The organism is Chitinophaga barathri, from assembly GCF_003807585.1.
GTDB lineage: Bacteria > Bacteroidota > Bacteroidia > Chitinophagales > Chitinophagaceae > Chitinophaga > Chitinophaga barathri.
Genome location: NZ_RMBX01000003.1, coordinates 214093 through 235872 on the forward strand (window position 1 = coordinate 214093; position 21780 = coordinate 235872).

The window sequence follows — 21780 nt, forward strand, 5'->3', positions numbered from 1 at the left end:
TTCCGTACCTTTGCCACCGCAAATGGTAAAAATCGATCAGATATCACTGCCGGACTTCCCGCTGCTGCTGGCGCCCATGGAGGATGTAAGCGATCCCCCGTTCAGGGTCGTGTGTAAAGCAAACGGGGCGGACCTCATGTATACGGAATTCATTTCCAGCGAGGGCCTGATCCGCGATGCCATCAAATGCCGCAAAAAACTGGACATCTTCGACGAAGAAAGACCGGTAGGCATCCAGATATTCGGCGGCGATGAAGAACGTATGGCCATGGCCGCTAAAATCGTGGACGTCACCCAGCCGGAACTGCTGGATATCAACTTTGGCTGCCCCGTAAAAGGCATCGTAGCCAAAGGCGCCGGCTCCGGCGTGCTGAAAAACATACAGCTGATGACGCGCCTCACGGATGCCTGCGTAAAAAGCACCAGCCTGCCCGTAACGGTCAAAACCCGTCTGGGCTGGGACGAGGATACCAAAAACATCGAAGAAGTAGCGGAAAGGCTGCAGGACGTAGGCGTAAAAGCCCTCACCATCCATGGCCGCACCCGCTGCCAGATGTACAAGGGTGAAGCGGACTGGAGCCTCATCGCCAAAGTGAAGAACAATCCCCGCATACATATTCCCATCTTCGGGAACGGCGATATAGACAGCCCGCAAAAGGCGCTGGAATACAAAAACAGGTATGGTGTGGACGGTATTATGATCGGCCGCGCCGCTATCGGTTACCCCTGGATATTCCGCGAGATCCGTCACTTCCTCGAAACCGGCGAAATGATGGCGGCTCCCACCGTGGCGGAACGGGTGGAAGTGTGCAAACAGCACCTGCAAAAGTCCCTGCAATGGAAAGGCCCGCATGGCGGCATTTACGCGATGCGCAGGCATTACCTGAATTACCTGAAAGGATTACCGGGCATCAAAGAGTTCCGCTCCCGGCTGGTGACACTGGATGTGCCTGATGAGATCAATGCGGTACTGGATGAAGTACTGCGCACCTATGATGGTTTTGAAATGGAATATACTCCCATCCATCTCGTGAATTATCATGAAAACTGCCCGCTGTAAGGCTATTTACAATCTACTTTATTATACGGCTGCAATTCGAATTTCAACCTGCTGTTATCGGCGTTGAACACCGGCACGCCGTTCGTATCAATGCTGTCCGCCAGGGCTTCGTACACCTGGTCGTTCATTACCTTGAACACCACCGGCCGGTCACTGTTCTGCCCCTCGCTCTGGAAATGATACGTGGCGCGCAGGATGTTGTCGCTGATGGAGCCGTCTATCAGTCCCGTGTTCTTATCTTTCTCAAAAAAATTATAATCCAGTACCCCGTTCGCTTTGTCTTTCTCTACGATCAGCTGTAACAGAAAAGTATCCTTTCCCACCACTTTGCGGTAACAGGCCGCGCCCTCCTGTGCTTCCGCCTTCTTCAGGCTGTCCTCCTGCTGTTTGTTCGTACTGGAAGAATTACAGGCCGTTACCAGTGCCGCTCCGGCTAAAAAAACAAAGGCGATGGTTCTCATTGTCAGGTATTTCTTTAAATCTACGGAATATTTTCTAACCCTGCTGACATAAGGCTGTCAAACCCCGCTCCCATCTTTGTACCGTCAAACCAAAAAACTTACTATCATGGCAACTATCACTGAATTACTCAAAGAAATGGAATTCGAAGCGCAAACCACCCGCAAGATGCTGGCGCAGATACCGGACGACAAGCTGGACTTCCGCCCGCACCCCAAAAGCATGGACATCAGGGCCCTGGCAATACATATTGCCGAGATACCGGGATGGATATCCATTATCGTTGAAAAAGACGAGCTCGACTTTGCCGGAGAACCTTATGTGGCACCCCCGGTGAACAGTTCCAAAGACCTCCTGGAGCTGTTCGAAAAATCTTACCAGGAAGGTTATAACGCCCTCAGGAACGCAGATGAGAAGCAGTTCTCCAAACCCTGGACCATGCGCGCCGGCGACCAGATCTTCAGCACGCTTCCCAAGTCAGAGAACATCAGGCATACCTATTGCCAGACCGTTCACCACCGCGCGCAACTGGGCGTGTTCCTCCGCCTGCTGGATGTGCCCATCCCGGGCAGCTACGGCCCCAGCGCGGATGAAATGGAACAGTTTAACCAGGCTAACTAGTTGAGCATTTCAGATAACAATACAGGATTTTGCGGCGTGCTGATATCAAAAAATCGCACGCCGCCCTTTACGTATACGATCAGTACATCGTTGTACGGGATCACGTCCAGGAAGGTGCTGCCATCTTTGATCGTTTTTACCGTTTTCGGGTACAGCGGGATGGTCACATCATACACCACCAGGCCGTCCGCACCGTCGCATACATACAATGCATTGCTATGAACGCCCAGGCCATAAGGGCCTTTCAGGTTCAGCTGGTTTTTTAGTATCGGCTGGGTCGGGTTGGTGACGTCGTACACCATCAGTGAATTGTTCGGGCTGCCGCAGGTGCCGTTGCCTCTTAAAGTAAGGTAGGCGGTATTGCCCTGCGTAACCACCGGGTCGCAGGCGCGGAAGTGCTGCACGGCGCCCAGCCTGTTAGGATGCTCCGGGTCTTTTAATTCAAAAATAAAAAGGCCGGTGGTGGAGCCGATGAAGAGCTTATCGTCATAAGGGAATATCGTTTCGATCTCCCAGCCTACGGCCACGGTGGATTTCGGAACGGCCATCGCGGGATCGCTGATATCATATACCAGCAGGCTGTTGCTGTTCACCACATACAGGTAATTGCCCGATATGGCGAAGCGAGCCATGGAGCCGCCTTTACCGGAACCACTGTTTTCACTGGCGTAGTTATTGTTGCTGCCATCCTGCTTTGAGCAGCCGGCAAACAGTACGGCTACCAGGCCGCATATAAGGAGTATACGTGTTTTCATTAGTTCGCGCATTGGGGGTTAAGAACGGTTTCCTGTTTCCAGCGGATTACCCTGCCCTTCGAAACGTCCGGGCAAACGTAATATCCGCCTCTGCCGGGCGGACGGGGATACTTCAGTTCGGGGAATACATTGGGCAGCGTGGCTTTGACCTTTACGTCAGGGAAAGCGGAGAGGTCCAGTACCAGCATGTTCTCAAAAGAGTTCGTGTACACGGCGCTGCCTTTCAGCGCTACTTCCTGGCATCCGGGCACGTTCAGGAAACCTACCTTCACGGGTTTCGTTTTGTCCGAATAATCGATGATGTGAAGGCCCACGCCGGTTTCCACCTGGAAAAGTTTGTTGCCCAGCGCGAATATCTTTCCGCCTTCCTGGGTGGGGCGTTTGTCTTTCAGGGCTACGCCCGAAACGTCGTCCGGCTCCGCATATACAGGCACCCAGGCCTGCACTTCGCCTGTTTCGCGGTAACCCACGCGGTCCGCATTACGGCCGGAAAAACCAAAATCAAAAAGGTCGCCGCAGGAGGTACATACAGTGACGACAAGTAGCAAGAGGGTAGACAGTCGCAGCATAAGGATTACAGTTTAGGGTATGGGAGTTAAACGGCGCTGCGCGGCCGGAAGTTACAAGGGGTTAAAAAAAACTGATATATTATTTACGGGTGATCCATTTATCGTTAATGTAAAAGGTACCGAAAGGCACCAGGGATGCGGCTAATGCAATGGCCGTCTTGCGGAAAGACCAGTCCAGCACGATCTTCACTTCAATAACCAGTATCACGTACAGTACAAACAGCAGGCCATGGGCCATCCCTACCTGTTTGGTCATCCAGGGCAGGTCCGCGAAATATTTCAGCGGCATGGCGATGAACAGCAGCACCAGGAAGGAAATGCCTTCCAGCAGGGCGATGATCTTCAGTCTTTTGATGGCGGGCGCAGGATTTTTTTCCATGGTGCAATACTACGGCGGAAAAATCTTCCGCAAAATGATCCTCGTCAGGCAACGGGATTTTACCGGCCAGTGACAGAAACGGACAATCGTACTGCCGGGAAGAGTTTTGCCAGGCGCACTAAACCCGTCATTGCGAGGAGCAGCAGCGCTAAAGTGGGTGGGGCGACGAAGCAATCTCCTCCATCGAATGGAGGTACGTCAGGATATGGAGATTGCTTCGTCGCGGCTCCCGCACAGATCCCCCGCTGCTCCTCAATGACGACCTTTTCACAACGACGCCCCAAACAAGGCCAGTTCTGTAGTAGATTTCCCCCATTACTAAGCCCTCGCGCTAAAGTGCATCATTTTAACTAACGGCCAGGGCCATAAAAAAGCCGTTCCGGTTTACGGAACGGCCTATATCCTGGCAAAATAACCTGTATTAAGGATTGGTGGACCAGAGCCCGGCGGACTTTATCACCACTCTCCTGTTCAGCTTCAGCTGCGCTACTACAAATTCGGCGATGTCTTCCGATTGCATCACCTTTTCGGGATTGCCGTCCGTCAGTTTCAGCTCGATCGCCATATCCGTGGCCACGGTGCTGGGTGCAAGGGCGCTCACGCGGATGTTGTGCTTGCGCACTTCCAGCATCAGCGATTCCGTAAGCCCCAGCAGGCCAAACTTGGAGGCGCTGTACGCACTGGTGAGCGGGGCGCCGCGCTGGCCGGCGGTGGAAGAGATATTGATGATATCGCCGGTCTTTCTTTCGATCATACCGGGCAATACGGCGCGGGTCACGTAATAAACACCCAGCAGGTTCACCCGGATCATTTCCTCCCACACAGAAGGGTCCAGCTCCAGGAAACCGCCGAATGAGGCGACGCCCGCGTTGTTGATCAGGATGTCTATCTCCCCGAAAGCGGCCAGTATTTCTTCCACGGCGGCATTCACTTCAAATATATTGCCCACATCCGCGGTGGCGAAAGCAGTTTTTACGCCCAGCGGGCTGATCTCTTTCACCACCGCTTCCAGCGAAGCGGCGGTACGGCCTATCAGCGCCACATCCGCCCCTTCTTTGGCCAGCGCAACCGCCAGCGCCTGGCCGATGCCTTTACCGCCACCGGTGATCAGCACTTTTTTTCCTTTGATCGATTCCATCTTATATCGTTTTTTATGGTTCTTGTTCAATAAGCAAAGTAACCGGTTCTTCCCGGGATTTCGCCCGGTACTGCTTTTGCATTTCCTGTTTTATGATGCAAATTATCGCTCCGGCGGTTATATCCGGCTGCTTAACTTACCGGTAACCCTGCGCCTGTAAATGGAACAGTTCGGCATACCGGCCGTTTTTCGCCAGCAGTTCTTCATGGCTGCCGATCTCCAGCAGTTCCCCTTTTTCCAGCACCAGTATGCGGTCCGCCATCCTCACCGTGGAAAAACGGTGGGATATGAGCACGGCGGATTTACCGCGGGTGAGGTCGGCAAAACGCAGGAACACTTCATATTCCGCCCGGGCGTCCAGCGCGGCGGTGGGCTCGTCCAGGATCAGGAGCTGCGCGTTTTTCATATAAGCGCGTGCCAGCGCGATCTTCTGCCATTCGCCGCCAGAAAGTTCTATCCCGTTGTTGAAGCGGCGGCCCAGCATCTGCTCGTACCTGCCGGGCAGGCGGTCCGTCAGCTCATCCGCCATGCTTTTCCGTGCGGCATTTTCGATGAGCGTGGGATTGCTGATCTCCCCGATATTTCCCACGGCAATGTTCTGGCTCAACGTCATCTGGTAACGCTGGAAGTCCTGGAAAATAACACCCACCTGCATTCTCAGCTCGGCCAGGTCGTATTCCCGCAGGTCGTGCCCATCCAGCAGGATGCGGCCTTCCGTGGGGTCGTACAGGCGGGCCAGGAGTTTTACCAGCGTGGTTTTACCGGCCCCGTTCTCCCCTACCAGCGCAAGTTTTTCTCCGGCGTGCAGGGTGAAGTTGAGGTGCCGGTTGGCCCATCTTTCCGCGTGTAAATATTTAAACCCGACATTCTCGAATGTAAACCCTTCGCGGATCGGCTTAGGGAAAGGCCTTGCCTTTTCCGGCTGCGTGATGCGCGGTTCTATTTCAAAAAACTCGAACAGGTCGCGGAGATAGATAGCGCCCTGCGTGACGCTGGTGAAACGCATCAGCACGCCTTCCAGCAGGCCGCGCAGCTGGCGGAAAGAACCGCCCAGGAAAGCGAGGTCGCCGATGGACAGCTGGCCCTGTACCGTGCGCAGGATGATGATCACATAAGCGGCGTAATAACCGGCGCTGCCAACGATGGCAAACAGTACCGCCCAGCTGTTGTAGCGAATGGAAAGGTCGCGTTTGTCTTTATAGAATTTATCCGAAAGGCGTTTGAACCTTTCCACGAGGTAATTGCTGAGGTTGAATATTTTCACCTCTTTCACGGATTCGTCGGAAGCGCCAAGGAAACGGATGTAATCCAGTTCCCGCCTGTCCGAGGTCTGGCCCCAGGCCAGGGCGTAGAACTTATCGTTGAAGTGTGTTTCTGATAAAAATGCGGGGATGACCGCTACCAGCAGCAGGAGTATCAGCCAGGGGCTGAAAGTGAGCAGGCCGGCGGCGAGGAAAATCATGGTCACGATGTCCTGCACCTGCGTCATTACCTGGCTGAGCAGTATAGTACGGCCAACGGTCTGCGTGCGGGCCCTTTCCAGCTTGTCGTAAAAATTAGAATCCTCGAACTGGTCCAGGTCCAGGGTGGCGGCGTGCTGCATGATGCGGACGGAGGTATGGTTCGCCACCTGTTCGCCCAGCATATTGTCCAGCAGGGAAATGGCGCGGCCCAATGCGCCGGAAATGATCACCAGGCCAAATTCCAGGCCTACCAGTTCCCAGAGGTACTGGTAACTGAGGTCGCCTTTCTGCTGGGTCATTTTCACCACTTCGTCTATGATCAGTTTGCTCACGTACAGCAGTGCCAGGGGCGTGGCGGATTGTGCGGCGCGGAGGAAGATATTCGACACGGCCAGCCAGGGGCTCGTTTGCCATACCAGTTTAAAAAAAGCGGGCAGGTTGCGGAGGGCGGCCATCCGTTCTTTAAAACTCACATCTGGCTCTCCGGGTTTTCTGTTGGGTCGTTTCATACTCATACGGGTCATGAAGGTACAGAATGTTGGGATACGGATGGAGGGGGCCGGAATGGCGCAAATACCCGGATGAAATGACGGTATACTTGCCCAAAACCCACCTTATACGATCGCTATAGGATCGCTATGAGATCGCTATAGGATCGGTATAGGAGAAGAAATGGTAAAATAGTACAAAAGTGATGGTATATTCTCCCTACGCCTGGTCGAACGATAGAGCAAGGATCGTCGAAGGAGAGAGCAAGGAGAGAGCAAGGAGAAGAGTGGGTAAAATAGTACCAGGATCACTCCGCGATGATCACCTTCACCCCTCTTTCGGTCAGCATTTTAACCGTATCGGCATTGATAAGATTGTCCGTAATGATATAATCCACCTGTTCGAGGCTGCAGATGCGGCCGATGCCCCGGCGGTCGAATTTGGAGCTGTCTGCCATCACCACCACCGTCTGCGCAAGGCTGATCATTTTCATGTTCAGGCTGGCTTCCGCAAGATTCGTGATAGAAAGGCCGAATTCCGGGTCTATGCCGTCCACCCCTACAAAGAGTACCCCGCAGGAGATATCGTCCAGCAAACGCTCTGCAAACGAGCCTGCTGCGGCAGATGAACTCTGGTGTATAAGCCCGCCGATCTGGAGCACGTCTATATGCGGACGGTTGCACAGCTCCAGCGCTACCTTCAGTGCGGGGGTGATCACCGTAAGGTGTTTGTTCGGGTGCAGTACGCGGGTAAGCTCAAAAACCGTGGTACCGGAGCCGATAATAATGGAATCGTTGTGCCCGATGAGCTCCACGGCCGCTTTGGCGATCCGCTTTTTCTCCTCCATTTTAATGAACTCCTTTTCATTGATAGGGCGCTCAATGGTATAGGGGTTCTGGGTGCTGCCACCGCCTTTGGTACGGTACAGGAGCTTTTTTTCTTCCAGCAGCTTCAGATCTTTCCGGATAGTAACCCCCGAAACCTGCAGGGAATCACTCAGCTCCTGTATATCCACCTTTCCGTTCTCCTGCAGCTTCTGCAGGATCAATTGGTGCCTCTCTGTAATATTCATGTGGAATTAACTTTACTATTGTTTAAATACCTTTCATCAAAAGTAGTACTTTATGCCGGAGAACCTATGCCCTGGAAAGCAAAAAACAGCGTTTAAGGCCTTGGCAGGCAAGTTTAACACTAAATTAATACTGACTTAACTTTAATTAAATTTTGTTTAATAAAGTTTAATTTCTACTTTTATTTCAGCTTCATTTCATTCCACGAATTAACAATTTCAACATGACCACCTTCGAAAAAGCAGGAATTCCACGCCAGTTATTATGGGGATACATCGGCGTTATGATCTTTATGATGGGCGATGGGATTGAACAAGGCTGGCTCAGCCCTTACCTCGTAGATCACGGCATGACCGTGCAACAATCCGCAACCTTATTTACCGTTTACGGTATCACCATCGCCATCTCCGCCTGGTTTTCCGGTGTGCTCGCGGAAGGCCTTGGCGTAAAACGCACCATGGCCCTGGGCCTCCTCCTCTATTGCCTCGGCACCGTGGGTTTTGTAGGCTTCGGCATGCCGGAGCTGAACGTACCCGTGATGCTGGCTACTTATGCGCTCCGCGGCTTCGGGTATCCTTTGTTCGCCTACACCTTCCTTGTATGGATTGCCTACAGCAGCCCGCAGCAGCAGCTCGGCCGCGCCGTGGGATGGTTCTGGTTCGTATTCACCGGCGGGCTCAATGTACTGGGCGCTTATTATTCCAGCTGGGCCATTACGGAATTCGGGCACCTCAATACATTATGGACCTCGCTGTTCTGGGCCCTGCTGGGCGCAGTGTTCGCCCTCCTGCTGAACCGCAGCAAGGCGGAAAGTCAAAGTACCGGCGGGTCTAAAGTGCAGGAACTGGTCAAAGGCCTCACGATCGTAAAGGAAGAACCGAAGGTATTGCTCGGCGGCATCGTGCGCATCATCAACACCACCGCACAGTTCGCCTTTCCCGTGTTCCTGCCTATGTACATGGCCAGCCACGGCTTCGACACCACGGAGTGGCTCACCATCTGGGGCACCATCTTCACCTCGAACATCATCTTTAACCTCATCTTCGGTTTTGTAGGCGACCGCTTCGGCTGGCGCAATACCATTATGTGGTTCGGCGGCGTGGGCTGTGCACTCAGCACCCTGTTGTTTTATTACGCCCCGCAGATCTGGCCGGACAGCTATTGGATGGTGATGAGCGCGGGCATCCTCTGGGGCGCCCTGCTGGCAGGTTATGTACCGCTCACGGCGCTCGTGCCCTCACTGGTGAAAAAAGATAAAGGGGCGGCCATGGCCATCCTCAACCTGGGCGCAGGCCTGCCTGTATTTGTTGGCCCGGCCATCGTGGGCCTGTTCATCGGCGCGGTGGGAGACGAAGGCGTGATCTGGATACTGGCGGTATTGTATGTAATCAGCGCCATCATCACGAAGTTCATCACGCTGCCGGACAATGCAAAAACCTTACACCACCATACCCAATCCACAGAGAAATTACAAACCATTTAGCATGAGAATATTGATCACAGCTCCCTACAACGAGAAAGGGATCAGGGAAATTGAAAAATTGTTTGGAGAGGTCATTTACAGGCCTTGGAAGCCGCATGGCAGGGCTTATTTCGAAAGCGAGCTGGTAGCCCTGCTGGAAGAATCCGCGGCGGAAGCGCTCATCACGGAGCATGACCACGTAACAGCGAAAGTGATTGAAACCTGCCCGCAACTGCAATTCATCGGCGTATGCCGCGGCACGCCGTCGAACGTAGCATTGAGCAAAGCGACGGAACTGGGCATCCCCGTATTTTTTACGCCCGCCCGCAACGCCCAGGCAGTCGCTGAAATGTTCATCTCCACCGTCATCATGCTGCTGCGCAACACCATCCCTGGCATCAACTGGCTGAAAGGCCGCAACTGGCAGGAAGGCGCGCATGATTCTTACCTGCATTTCAAAGGCGGCGAACTGGCCGGCAAAACCATCGGCATGGTGGGCTTTGGCGCCATCGGGCAGCTGATCGCGGGCATGGTGCGCAACTATCCCTGTGAGATCCGTTTTTATGACCCGTATGTACAGGAGCACGACCCGGCTTATAAACAATGCAGCATCGAAGAGATATTTTCCGAATGTGATATCGTATCCGTTCACCTCCCCGTGACGCCGGAAACGACCGGTATGGTAAACAGCGGTCTTTTGAAAAAGATGAAAAAAGACGCCATCTTCGTAAATACGGCACGCGCGGCGGTGGTGAAGCGGGAAGACCTGCTGGAAGTACTGGAAACAAACGCCATCCGCGGCGCCATCCTGGACGTATTTGACCATGAGCCGCCCGATGAAGTGGATTACCGCATCATAGACCAGCCGCATGTGATCGCCACGCCGCATATCGCGGGCGCTACATTTGAAGTGGAAGACCACCATGTGGAGATCATGAACAAAGCGCTCCACGCATGGTTTGCCGAAGGAGATAAAAAAGTCAGGGAACTGGCCAACAGGGACATACTCACAATGCATGTAAATGACTGATCAACACGCTTATATTATAGTGGACATTGGCACGGGAAACGTACGCGTGGCCGCTGCTTCCACCCATGGACAGGTGCTGGGCGTGGCCCGGGAAGACATCCTCTACCACAAAGACACACTTTACCCGGACGCCCTGTATTTTGATCCCGCCCAGCTCTGGCAACAGGTGCTGCGCCTCGCGCGGGAAGTGCTCGGGAAAGTACCCGCCGCTTCCATCAAAGCCGTGACCGCCACCAGCCAACGCGAAGGGATCGTATTGCTGGGCAAGAATGGTGAATCGCTCATCGGCCTGCCAAACATTGACCATCGCGGAAGAGAATGGGAACACATCATGCAGGACAAAAGCCGCATTTACCAGCTCACCGGACGGTATCCCACCTCGCTGTTCTCCGCCATGAAACTCGTGGGCATCCGCGAGCGCAGGCCGGACGTATGGGCGCAGACCGCATCCTTCCTCAGCATCAGCAACTGGATAGAATATCAATTCAGCGGCGTGGCCCGTTATGAGCATTCGCAGGCTTCGGAAACGTTGCTGTACGATGTGGACAGCATGGCCTGGTCCGAAGAACTGTGCGCCGCATTTGACCTGCCCGCTTCCCTCCTGCCGCCCGTCGCGGCATCCGGCACGGTGCTGGGCAATGTGAGCGTGGAAACGGCCGGCGGGCTGGGCATCCCCGCGGACGCCAAAGTGATCGTGGGCGGCGGCGATACACAGCTGGCCATCAAAAGCACCCGCCCCGCCGTGGACGATATGGTGATCGTATCAGGCACCACCACGCCGATCGTAAAACTAACCGGCACATATACACTCGATGGTGAGGAAAGAACATGGACCAGCCGAGACATTGAGCCCGGACGGTTTGTATTTGAAGCGAACGCGGGCGTGACGGGCCTCAATTACCAGCGCCTCAAGGAAATATTTTACCCGAACGAAGGATACGATATCATTGAAAAAGAGCTGGCCGAAAACAAACATACTTTCTGTATGGCTTCGCTGGGCTCGCTGCTGGCGGATGAAGAAGTGTCCCTTACAAGGGGCGGCTTCATTTTCCCCGCGCCTGTGTCCCACCTGCTCACGCGTGGCTCGTTCGTATGGGCCACCATCCTGGACATAGCCTGCTCTATCGCGAAAAACTACCGTATACTGGCTGAAGTGGCCGGCCATAAGCCGGATTACATCTGGGGTTGCGGCGGCGGCCTTCAAAGCAGGGTATTGCGACAGCTCATTGCGAACCTCACCGGCAAAAAGGTGAAGCTGCGGCATGAGTTCCAGCAATCCTCCGCCGTGGGCGGCGCGCTCATCTGCAACCAGGCTTTACAGCTGGAGGTACAGATGAACGACGATACGGAAACCGTATACCCGCAGGATGAAGAACATTTTGCGGCGCTCTATGCGGAATGGGAGAAAACGCGGAGTTATTTCCGCAATATGAACTGACCATCGAACCACCGGGCTTTATACCACGGGCATTTGTAATATGCCCCGCATACAAACTGAACGCCGCGCCACCGGTATACACCGGCCGGCACAAACGCTGCATTACCGGAATATGAGCCAAACAAACCACATGCATACTTTTATAGGCCTGGACGTAGGCACACAAGGCGCACGCGCCGTGCTGGCGGACGCTTCGGGCAATGTACTGGCCTCCGCAGAAGAACACTTCCCGCTCAGTGCGCATTCCCGCGAAGAGCAGTCGCCGGATACCTGGTGGCTGGCCTGCACCCGCGTGCTGGAGCAGGTACTGGAAAACGGTGCGGCGGCAAACCTGCGCGCTATATCCGTCACCTCCACCTCCGGCACCGTCATCCCCATCAACAAAAACAATGAACCGCTCCACCCCGCCATCATGTACAGCGACGGCAGGCAGGCGGAAGAAGGGGCCCTCTGCAAAACCACCGCATCCATTTATAACCCGGAAGGGTACACGGCCTTCAACACTACCAGCGGCCTGCCCAAAATGCTCTGGTACCTGCGGCAGTTCCCGGAAAAGGCGGGTGACATACACCTGTTTATCCACGCGGCGGACTATATTATCGGGAAACTTTCAGGGCGATACGACGTCACCGACTTTACCAATGTGTTAAAATCCGGTTACGATGTACGAACGGAACGCTGGCCGGGATATATTTGGGAAAAGTTACCGCTCCGCAGGGAGTGGCTACAGGCCGTAGTGCCTTCCGGTACGCCCATCGGACCTGTGACGGCAGAGATCAGGGGCCTGGGTAAACAGGTGACCGTAGTAGCGGGCATGACGGACGGATGCGCTTCGCAGATAGCTTCCGGCGCTGTGAGCCCCGGCACCTGGAACACTACCATCGGCACCACCCTTGTGATCAAGGGCGTTACACAAAATGCAGTGAAAGACCCACAGGGGCGGCTTTATAACCACCGCCACCCGGAAGGTTTCTGGATGCCCGGCGGCGCCAGCAATACAGGGGCGGACTGGGTAACCCGGCTGTTTGGCAACGATCTTGCAGCGCTCAATGAAGCCGCGGCAAAGCTCCTTCCCACACAGCACCTGTTTTATCCCCTGATGCAGCAGGGCGAACGTTTTCCTTTTATCGCGCCGCAGGCAGAGCGGTTTGAATCACCCGGCCTCACGGACGCGGAGCGGTTCACCGCCGGAATGGAAGGCGTAGCGTATGTGGAGCGGCTGGCTTACGAAGTAATAGAACAGCTCTCCGGCGAAACAGTAACAGCCGTATACACCGCCGGCGGCGCCAGCAACAGCGATGCCTGGCTCACCATCCGGGCAAACGTGCTGAACAGGCCGGTGCATAAAATGAAAGAAGTAACGGGCGCCACCGGCGCGGCTATACTCGCTGCTTCCGGCACGCACTTTACATCGCTGCGCGAAGCGGCCGCGGCCATGACGCAGATAGAAAAGACCATATCGCCGCAACCCATGCTGGTTGCAGCCTATGAGAACAATTACCACCGTTTCATCCATGCATTGAAAGAAAAAGGATATGCTTAATATTTATTTACTCCGCCACGGACAAACCGCCTGGAATGCAGATAACAACCGCTATTGCGGCCGCTCGGACATTCCTTTGACCGCCAAAGGCATCCAGCAGGCAGAGCTGGTAAAAGACCAGTTGCAGAGCATTACTTTCGACGGGGTGTACTCCTCCCCGCTCGAGCGCGCTTTTATGACGGCCAATATTGCTTCAGGCGTGCACGTGATAAAAGACCAGCGGCTCATCGAAGCGGATTTCGGCAGCTGGGAAAAGAAAACAAAAGAAGAATTTATCGCGGAGAATGCGCAGCTCTGGAACAACTGGATGAACGATCCCTCCGCGCACAAAGCCGGCGGCACCGGCGAGTCCGGCAAAGAGATCGTCACCCGCGTGGACGCATTTTTTTCCGACATCGCCCGCAAACACCGCAACGGCAATATACTCGTAGCCGCGCATAACGGCGTGAACAGGCTGTACCTCGCCTACAAGCTGGGGATGCCGTTGAAAAACTACCGGATGCTCGTGCAGGACAACGCCGCCATCACCATGTTCACCATCGACGAACAAGGTGGCCAATTCACCTTACAACACCTGAACTCAAAATTCTGATCCACGATGAAAAAGATATTCCTCTGCGGCGCCCTGCTCGGTGGCGCCTTGCTCGCTAATGCACAAAACACTATCAACGTACTGAACATCAAAAGCGCCAAAGACCTGCGCGGCTTTTTTGCCTGGACCGGCAAGGACATGCCTTTCATCAGCGGCCACCGCGGCGGGGTGAACAAAGGTTTTCCCGAAAACAGTATCGAAGCCTTTGAGAACACGCTGCGCCATACACCCGCCACGTTCGAGATAGACCCGAGGCTTACCAAAGACAGCGCCATCGTGCTGATGCACGACGCCACCCTGGAGCGCACCACCACCGGCAAAGGCAAAGTAGGCGATTACACCCTCGCCGAACTGAAACAACTGTACCTCAAAGACGTGGAAGGCAAGGTGACCAGCTTCCGCATTCCCACCCTGGAAGAAGCCATCCGGTGGGCGAAAGGCAAAACCGTGCTGATACTGGATAAAAAAGACGTGCCTTTTGAAATGACCGCCGCCATCATCAAAAAACATAAAGCGGAAAGCCATGTGATGGTGACCGTACACAGCGCCAAAGAAGCGAAATGGTACCACGACCGCAATCCCGAGATCGTGTTTGAAGCCTTTGTAAAAACGCAGCAGGCGCTGGAAGAATACGAAGCGGCGAACATCCCCTGGACGCACATCATGGCGTACGTGGGCCCGGACAACAAACCGGAGCTGGCCCCGCTGTATGCGAACCTGAACAAACGCGGCGTGATGTGTATGATATCCACCGCGCCTACTTACGACAAACTGCCGGGCGCCGAAGAAAGAGCCGCCGCCTATAGATCCATCATCGAAAAAGGCGCGAGCCTGATTGAAGCGGACCGGTCCATAGAAGCGGCGGACGCCATTGCTTCGCTGGTGCCGGCGGAGAGTCCGAAGAAAAAGTTTTTTGGTAAAAAAGCGATAAAGTAACCCCTGTACCTGTGACTGAGTATCGTCAAATGAGCGGCCGGCCCTGAACAGGGCCGGCCTTTTTTATTCGTTATGGTTCATCCAAAAAATCTGATCTGTAGTTATTCCGAGCGGAGGCTTTTCACCGGGTTCGCCAGGGCCGCGCGAAGCGCTTTGTACCCCACCGAAGTCCATGCAATGACGATGGAAAACGCCACCGCCAGTGCAAATACTCCCCAGCTTATCGTAATGTGATAGTGAAACCCTTCGAGCCAGGCATTCATAAAATAATACCCCAGCGGCGCAGCGATGAGGAATGCGATGCCGATCAGCAGCGTAAATTCTTTCGAGAACAATATCAAAATACTTTGTACGGAGGCGCCCAGTACTTTGCGGATGCCTACTTCTTTTTGTTTCTGCACCGCCATAAAAGACACGAGGCCGTACAACCCAAGGCAGGATATAAAAATGGCGAGTATGGCGAAGATGCGGAACAGCAGGGCCGTCTGGGCTTCCGCTGCATAATAGTTGCCGATGCGCTGGTCCAGGAACCGGGCGTCGTACAGGTAGGTAGGGTAAATGTCCGCAAATTCCTTTTCTATACGTGACAGCGTTTGCTGCATATTGGCGGCGTTCAGCCGCATTGCGAGGAAAGCGACCATTTTATTTTCCGGTGTGATCACTACGGGGAGAATGGCGTCCCGGAGGGTTTGATTGGAGTAGTCTTTTACGACGCCTACTATTTCAAGATCCTTTTGCTGATGAAAGGAAAGCCGTTTGCCCAGTACCGCCTCGTTCCCGGGCAGCCCGAGCTTCTTCACGAACATTTCATTCACCAGCACTTCCCTGACCGTATCGCTTGCAAAAGGCTTCCGTCCCGCGGCCATCCTGATGCCGAAAGTGGAAACAAATCCTGTATCGCCAAACTGGCGGGCTACCGTAAAAGGCTGTATTTCCGGCTTATTGTCGAAGAAAAACTCCGCGTCCCAGTTCCATGAAGCAGAAGGCGCTTCAAGGCAGAACGCTGCCGCATCCACGCCGGGAATACCCGTCATGCGCGTGCGCAGCATCGGGTATCTTACAGCGAGAGAACTGTCGCTGGGTAGCTCCACCATCAGCAAAGCGTCCTTATCAAATCCCATAGGCATTTCACGGAATAATTTCATTTGCTGCAACGCCACGAGCGTACCGATCACCAGCAGTTGCGCAATAACGAACTGGAACACCACCAGGCCCCTGCGCAGGGATATACCGCCCACGGATCGGCTGCTGACCCTGTTCTTCAGCGCTGCCAGGGGATTAAAGCCGGCCACTACCATAGCGGGATAAAATCCTGCCAGCAGCGTTACCACTACGGCCAGCAAAAACAGGAACGCTAATGTCGTCCACACAGGCACTACCAGCTGTTTCCCTGTCAGGTTTTCCAGCCCCGGCAGCAGGAGGGCCGCCAGCCCCACGCCCAGTATCACGGAGAAGAGGGTGATGAATGCCGTTTCGTTCAGGAACTGGCGCATCAGCTGCCAGCGGTTGCTGCCCATTACCTTGCGTACCCCTATTTCCTTCGCCCTGTTCACAGACAAAGCGGTGGCCAGGTTGATAAAATTGATACAGGCCACGATCAGCAGGAACAGGCCCACCATCCCCAGCGTGATCAATTCCCTGGCATTGAACTTATTGCCATAGAAAGGCCCGAAGTCTTTGCTGAGATGAATATCCCTTAACGGTTGCAATACCAGCGAAGTCGTATTGGGTGTATTCCTGGCGTCTTCATTATAATATTTTTTCACAAATGCGGGCAATTGTTTTTCCAGCGCCGATGCCTGTATATCTTTCCGCAGCTGTACATAAAACGCGGTGCTGACGCTGAGGTTCTTCCAGTCTTCGGAAGTAAATTGTACCCGCCGGATGAAGGTCGGGTAAGAAAACGCGATCTTCATGGACATGTCCGAGTTACCGGGCTGGTCTTTGTAAACCCCCACCACTTCAAAAGGTATGCGGAAAGAAAACAGCTGGATGGTTTTCCCGATGGCCTCCTGCGCATTCCCGAAATATTTCGCCGCAATACTGGCTGCCAACACAGCGGTATTGGGCTTTGTCATCCCTTCCGCGCTGCCTGCCAGCCATGTGTAATCAAATACACTGAAAATACCGGCATCCACCCATGCCAGGTCGCGCGGTTCCAGGAAACGTTTTTCTTTTTCATTGCCTTTGCCCGGGATATAGATCTGCCCCTGCCCGAGGTGGAACATTACCCCCATCTTTTCTATCTGCGGAAAGTCCGCCCTGAACGTTTCCGGCAAGATCAGCGGCACCCCTCCGCTCCTGGACACCGTCTCGCCGTTACTGCGGCTGATGGCTTTGGAAGCCACGCGGTAGATGCGGTCTTTATTCCGGTGAAAATTATCATAACTCAGCTCATGCCTGATGACCACAAATATCAGCAACGCAGCGGCTATGCCCACGGCCAGCCCGGTAACGTTGAGGATTGTGAAGGAGGGTTTCCTCCGGAGGGAACGTAAGGCGATCTTCAGATAGTTATAGAACATACGCGGAAGGATTTTATACAGTCAGTTCTACTTATCAAAAAACAGGTCAGAAATATAAATGATTGATATTGAAGGAAAATAAGGATTAACAGGAGGCCGGTTTGTCCGTTTACAATACAGCCCGTGTCCGGTTTTGAACAATTACGGCCAGTTTCCATTATATTTCAGGAAAGATTAAACCTCAGACTATGGCCGCCATTAACCTTGCCCTTATCGGGCTCATCGCCCTGCTGCATTTTTACTTTTTATACCTTGAGATGTTCGCCTGGACCACCCGCGCGCCGAAGGTTTTTAAGACCATCCCCCCGGAGATGTTCAAACCTACCAAAGTACTGGCGGCCAACCAGGGCCTTTACAACGGCTTCCTGGCGGCAGGCCTGGTATGGAGCCTCCTTATCGGCAATCCCGCCTGGCAGGAACATGTAGCGGTGTTTTTCCTGGCATGTGTGGCCATTGCCGGTATTTACGGAGCTTTTACCGCCAGCAAAAAGATCTTCATTGTGCAGGCCTTGCCCGCGCTGATCGTTTTATTGCTGATCTGGGTGTTGTAAAAAGCCCCGGTGTTTCCTCCTGAAGTAGATCATGCTCAGGATGGTGCCTGCCAGACCCGTAAAGCCTGTTATCAGCACCAGTTGCATATAGAAGTCCAGCCAGTTCGTTTTCACCTGGAAAACGGATTTGGCGAGCATAACGCCCACACTGCCCAGGTAACCGAATGAATCCGCAAGATATATCAGGAAACCTACGTTGCCCGCAAAACGGAACGCGGCGATAAACCGGTCGAACAGTATGCTGTTGAAAGGAATGTATACCATGTACAGGCCAAGGCCGGTGAGCAGCATCCAGGTGAACATTTCAGTTTGCCCCCGGCCATGTAATATCGTAACGGTCAACGCCAGCGCAAACCCCGCCAGCATGATCCACTGCGTGAGCATAAATGCCGTGAAGTTATGCTGCAGCCAGATCATGGCGGCTATCACCACCAGTATCACCAGCGAAATGATCGTCTCCGTCTGTGCAAATACGCCCGGCTCAAATACCGCTCCTGAATCCCGCCACATATCCGCCATAAAACTGTCCCGCACTTCGCGCAGGATGGTGACGAGGATGTAGATCAGCACCAGCATGGAAAGGCCCGGCCAGAAACGTTTCAGCAAGGCGCGGCGCTCCACGCCCGTCATCGGCTGCCGGTCCATACGCTGTAGTTTGTCCGCTTCCGTGGGCGGCGGTATTTTTTCAAGGAGGAATACAAAAATGAGCAACGCGGGCATAAACACACAGCCTACCACAAAAGGCATCTGGTACTCGCTCACGCCCCAGGCGTTCATCACCCATTGCGCGGTGGTCTTGGCCAGGCCGGAGGCGAATATAAAACTCACCGCCAGCGCCGCGCTGATCAGGTCGGTGGTCCTGCGGCCCTCTACGTATGAGAACACCACGCCCCACAACATGCCCAGCGGGAAGCCGTTCAGGAACAGGCACCAGAAATTATAAGGAGGAGGAACCAAAGCGAATAAAAGCCACGCGACCCAGGAAACACCTACCAGCGCCAGTATCAGCCAGTGCCTGTTCACCCGTTTCATGCCGGAGATAAACCGGATGCCGTAGAACTTACTGAGCATATACCCGAATACCTGCGTGGCTACCAGCACCGTCTTATAATCCAGCCCGAAAAGCGTATGCCCTCCAAAAGCCCCTACGTTGAAGGCTTTGCGGAAGGCAAAGATGGCGGTATAAGCGGAGAAACTGGTGAAGGCGGCAAACAGGGCCACGCCTATTTCACGACGGGTAAAGCGCATACTTCGGAAGATACGTTGTTAAATCCGTAATTAAAACAGGGCCGCCGCATACGCGGACAGCCCTGTGGTGTTGAGTTGGCAAATGGTCTTTGTTTTTAGTGCCCTACTTTCATCACTTTCAGTATCTGCCGTTTGTTGCCCTGTATGATTTCCAGGTAGTAGATACCGGCGTTGTAGCTGCCGCCCAGCAGTATCGTGCTGTTCGGTGTAATATTGTTGCGGGTTTCCACGAGCGCGCCGCTGTTGTTGTACACTCTCAGCATGATCGGCTGCGGGTCTTTGCTGGCCATTACGACCACGAACTGGTGGAAGGTCGGGTTCGGCAATGCGGTAACCGCGAGGCCGTCTCCATGCGTCCAGGGTTTGTTGCCCGGCACGAGTACCTGCGCAACCGCGGTGCTGGTATTGCCGGATGCGTCTGTGGAAGTAACGGTAATGGTGTAGAACCTGCCGTTGCCCAGCGGGTTACGTGTAGCGCGCAGTTTCACGGTATGATCGTTTACGATCTCCCAGTCCGGCGCCCCGTAATCAGGTTCGTTGCTGGTGATGCTGATCACATTGCTCACGGCGCTGCAATCCGTTACGCTGTATTGCAGGTTCACGGTATGCAGCCTGTTGTCCGGCACGGTAAGGATGGCCGGGCTCAGTGCGATATCCGATATCTGCGGCGCGATGGTGTCGCGCAGTTGTATGCTGAAGGTGCAAGTATCTGATTTGCCGCCTGCATTAAACGCGACGATATGTACCAGGCTGTTGTGCTGCACCCTGCTGCCCGGCGCCGGGTGTTGTACCATCGTCACACCTGTTGGGTTGCTGATGATGGCCAGGGAGCGGTAATCCGGTATCTGGGCGGAGCAGTCCGCATCCCCGTTCAGCTGCTGATCGCCGGGGCACAGTATTTCCGGGGGCAGGTTTGCGGAGAGGTTGGAAACCATGCTTTCGTTGTGAAACCGGTCCAATGCGGTCACCGTGTAGTAGTAAGTAGTATTGGGCAAAGCGGAAGTATCGGTGAATGTATTCGCCGCTGTATCCGTCAGCGCCAGGATGTTTTCCACGGCTTCCGTATTTATCAGGGGGTCTTCCGAGCGATAGATCACGTATTGCCTGGCGCGGTTCATCTGGTCCGCCGGGTCGCCGGGGTGCGACCAGCTCAGCTGTACGTGTTCTCCGAGAGGCGCCGCATTAACACCTTCCGGCGCCAGGGGCGCGATGCTGTCCCTCCATTGCATCACCGGCAGCAGCGCGGGGCGTGCGTAAAAGTGCCGGCGCAGGGAGTCTCGGAAGTTTTTGCGGTTGCTGCGCAGGCTGTTTGTATTATAAACGGCCTGGCCGAAAATATTCTGATGTACGCTGTCACGGTTCATCCTCACCTGCCGGGGTATCTGCGTGGAATCCTGCCAGGCGGCGCCCTGGGCGAGGTCACCTACTTTATAACCGGCCATGCCGATATAGATATGCCTGCCGTTCGCCTGGTTGTTCCACCAGGGCACGATAGCGCCGTAGTTCGCACCGGGCTGGCCTATCCACCAGTATACCTGCGGCATGATATAATCCACCCATCCTTCCTGGAGCCACCTGCGCGTGTCCGCAAACAATGTGGTGTAATGTTCCAGCCCGGATGTGGGCGTACCGATGGCGGGGTTGGTGCTGTTCCGGTAGATGCCGGAAGGGCTTACGCCAAACTTCACCCACGGTTTGATGGTTTTGATGCTGTCGTACACGCGCCGGATGAGCAGGTTCACATTGTCCCTGCGCCAGTCCGCCTTTACGGTAAAGCCGCGCGGGTAAGCCGCAAAAGTGGTGTCGTCGTTATAAGGCGTAGTGCCCGCGGGAGCACTGGGCGGGTAAAAATAATCGTCGAAGTGAATGCCGTCCACATCATACCGGTGCACAATATCCGTGATCACGCTCATGATATGATCGCGGACTTCAGGCAGGCCGGGGTCCAGCACGCGCAGGATGCCCTGGCTCAGCAGCCATTCGGGATGCGCCCGGGTCACATGATTTTCAGCGAAGTTGGGAATATTCGCGCTGTTGCTGGTGGCGCGGTAAGGGTTCAGCCAGGCGTGGAATTCCATGCCGCGTTTATGGCATTCTTCGATGGCAAAGGCCATGGGGTCCCAGGGTGTGGAAGGCGCGGTGCCCTGTCTGCCCGTGAGGTCCGCGCTCCAGGGCTCTATATCACTGGGATACATGGCGTCGCACTGGCTGCGCATCTGTACGAACAAGACGTTCATGCCGGTGGCCTTGTGATGGTCCGCTATGGTGATAAAGGCGGCCCTTTGCTGGGCGGGGGTTTGTGTTCTGTTGGGCCAGTCTATGCCGGTGAAAGTGGCTATCCATGCGCCGCGCAGTTCTCTTTTCAGGGTCTTCTGCGCGAAGCCGGCCATTGGTAAAAAGCTGCAAAGCAGCAGGATACGTAGAATTCGAGGCATCGGGGTAAGGATTTTGG

At 54.5% G+C, this 21780-nt stretch carries 19 protein-coding genes; 9 read left to right on the forward strand and 10 right to left on the reverse strand.

Features of this window, described 5'->3' with window-relative positions; genetic code table 11:
• Positions 1-22 precede the first annotated feature (22 nt).
• Positions 23-1060 (forward strand): tRNA dihydrouridine synthase DusB, encoded by a 1038-nt coding sequence (gene dusB / locus EG028_RS06680; protein ID WP_120514801.1) that lies wholly within the window; start codon positions 23-25, stop codon positions 1058-1060.
• 2 nt (positions 1061-1062) lie between these two features.
• On the opposite strand, the gene EG028_RS06685 is transcribed toward dusB, so the two are convergent.
• The gene (locus tag EG028_RS06685; RefSeq protein ID WP_120514802.1) at positions 1063-1521 is read right to left on the reverse strand and encodes a hypothetical protein; all 459 of its coding nucleotides are present in this window, start codon (positions 1519-1521) and stop codon (positions 1063-1065) included.
• Between the two features lie 106 nt (positions 1522-1627).
• On the opposite strand from EG028_RS06685, the gene EG028_RS06690 reads away from it, so the two are divergent.
• Entirely contained in the window at positions 1628-2140 is a 513-nt protein-coding gene (locus EG028_RS06690; protein ID WP_120514803.1) for a DinB family protein, read from the forward strand.
• Here the strand turns inward: EG028_RS06690 and EG028_RS06695 are convergent.
• The 6 genes from EG028_RS06695 to EG028_RS06720 all read right to left on the reverse strand — a co-directional run bounded on the left by EG028_RS06695 (position 2137) and on the right by EG028_RS06720 (position 8005).
• Positions 2137-2895 (reverse strand): LVIVD repeat-containing protein, encoded by a 759-nt coding sequence (locus tag EG028_RS06695; protein WP_162946237.1) that lies wholly within the window; start codon positions 2893-2895, stop codon positions 2137-2139. The two genes, EG028_RS06690 and EG028_RS06695, sit on opposite strands and share 4 nt — an antisense overlap.
• Positions 2895-3464 (reverse strand): LVIVD repeat-containing protein, encoded by a 570-nt coding sequence (locus EG028_RS06700; protein ID WP_123864588.1) that lies wholly within the window; start codon positions 3462-3464, stop codon positions 2895-2897. The genes EG028_RS06695 and EG028_RS06700 overlap by 1 nt, the downstream gene beginning before the upstream one ends.
• 79 nt (positions 3465-3543) lie before the next feature.
• Positions 3544-3843, reverse strand: a complete 300-nt coding sequence (locus EG028_RS06705; RefSeq protein WP_120514806.1) for a DUF3817 domain-containing protein — start codon at positions 3841-3843, stop codon at positions 3544-3546.
• A gap of 421 nt (positions 3844-4264) precedes the next feature.
• Positions 4265-4981 (reverse strand): 3-ketoacyl-ACP reductase, encoded by a 717-nt coding sequence (locus EG028_RS06710; protein ID WP_120514807.1) that lies wholly within the window; start codon positions 4979-4981, stop codon positions 4265-4267.
• A 136-nt stretch (positions 4982-5117) separates the two neighbouring features.
• Positions 5118-6953, reverse strand: a complete 1836-nt coding sequence (locus EG028_RS06715) for an ABC transporter ATP-binding protein (RefSeq protein ID WP_120514808.1) — start codon at positions 6951-6953, stop codon at positions 5118-5120.
• Between the two features lie 287 nt (positions 6954-7240).
• The gene (locus EG028_RS06720) at positions 7241-8005 is read right to left on the reverse strand and encodes a DeoR/GlpR family DNA-binding transcription regulator (protein ID WP_120514809.1); all 765 of its coding nucleotides are present in this window, start codon (positions 8003-8005) and stop codon (positions 7241-7243) included.
• A 221-nt stretch (positions 8006-8226) separates the two neighbouring features.
• Between EG028_RS06720 and EG028_RS06725 the strand changes: the two genes are divergently transcribed.
• The 6 genes from EG028_RS06725 to EG028_RS06750 all read left to right on the forward strand — a co-directional run bounded on the left by EG028_RS06725 (position 8227) and on the right by EG028_RS06750 (position 15004).
• Positions 8227-9486, forward strand: coding sequence for an MFS transporter (locus EG028_RS06725; protein ID WP_120514810.1), 1260 nt, complete (start codon positions 8227-8229; stop codon positions 9484-9486).
• 1 nt (position 9487) lies between these two features.
• The gene (locus EG028_RS06730) at positions 9488-10495 is read left to right on the forward strand and encodes an NAD(P)-dependent oxidoreductase (protein ID WP_120514811.1); all 1008 of its coding nucleotides are present in this window, start codon (positions 9488-9490) and stop codon (positions 10493-10495) included.
• Positions 10488-11933, forward strand: coding sequence for an FGGY-family carbohydrate kinase (locus EG028_RS06735; protein WP_120514812.1), 1446 nt, complete (start codon positions 10488-10490; stop codon positions 11931-11933). The genes EG028_RS06730 and EG028_RS06735 overlap by 8 nt, the downstream gene beginning before the upstream one ends.
• A 130-nt stretch (positions 11934-12063) precedes the next feature.
• Positions 12064-13476 (forward strand): FGGY-family carbohydrate kinase, encoded by a 1413-nt coding sequence (locus EG028_RS06740; protein WP_120515151.1) that lies wholly within the window; start codon positions 12064-12066, stop codon positions 13474-13476.
• Positions 13469-14068: a histidine phosphatase family protein gene (locus EG028_RS06745; protein ID WP_120514813.1), complete on the forward strand. Its 600-nt coding sequence runs from the start codon at positions 13469-13471 to the stop codon at positions 14066-14068. Before EG028_RS06740 ends, EG028_RS06745 begins: the two co-directional genes overlap by 8 nt.
• A 6-nt stretch (positions 14069-14074) precedes the next feature.
• Positions 14075-15004 carry a glycerophosphodiester phosphodiesterase family protein gene (locus EG028_RS06750; protein ID WP_120514814.1) on the forward strand — a complete coding sequence of 310 codons (930 nt, stop codon included), beginning with the start codon at positions 14075-14077 and terminating at the stop codon, positions 15002-15004.
• 101 nt (positions 15005-15105) lie between these two features.
• Here the strand turns inward: EG028_RS06750 and EG028_RS06755 are convergent, their stop codons facing one another.
• Positions 15106-17529, reverse strand: a complete 2424-nt coding sequence (locus EG028_RS06755; protein WP_120514815.1) for an ABC transporter permease — start codon at positions 17527-17529, stop codon at positions 15106-15108.
• A 188-nt stretch (positions 17530-17717) separates the two neighbouring features.
• Between EG028_RS06755 and EG028_RS06760 the strand changes: the two genes are divergently transcribed.
• On the forward strand, positions 17718-18080 hold the full coding sequence (locus EG028_RS06760; RefSeq protein WP_120514816.1) for a DUF1304 domain-containing protein: 363 nt from the start codon (positions 17718-17720) through the stop codon (positions 18078-18080).
• Here EG028_RS06760 and EG028_RS06765 read toward each other — a convergent pair.
• Together EG028_RS06765 and EG028_RS06770 are read right to left on the reverse strand one after the other, a co-directional pair.
• Positions 18057-19328 carry a DUF5690 family protein gene (locus EG028_RS06765; RefSeq protein ID WP_241559044.1) on the reverse strand — a complete coding sequence of 424 codons (1272 nt, stop codon included), beginning with the start codon at positions 19326-19328 and terminating at the stop codon, positions 18057-18059. The genes EG028_RS06760 and EG028_RS06765 overlap by 24 nt on opposite strands.
• 95 nt (positions 19329-19423) lie before the next feature.
• A complete protein-coding gene (locus EG028_RS06770; RefSeq protein ID WP_120514817.1) occupies positions 19424-21763 on the reverse strand; it encodes a family 10 glycosylhydrolase in 2340 nt (779 codons plus the stop codon).
• Between the last annotated feature and the right edge of the window lie 17 nt (positions 21764-21780).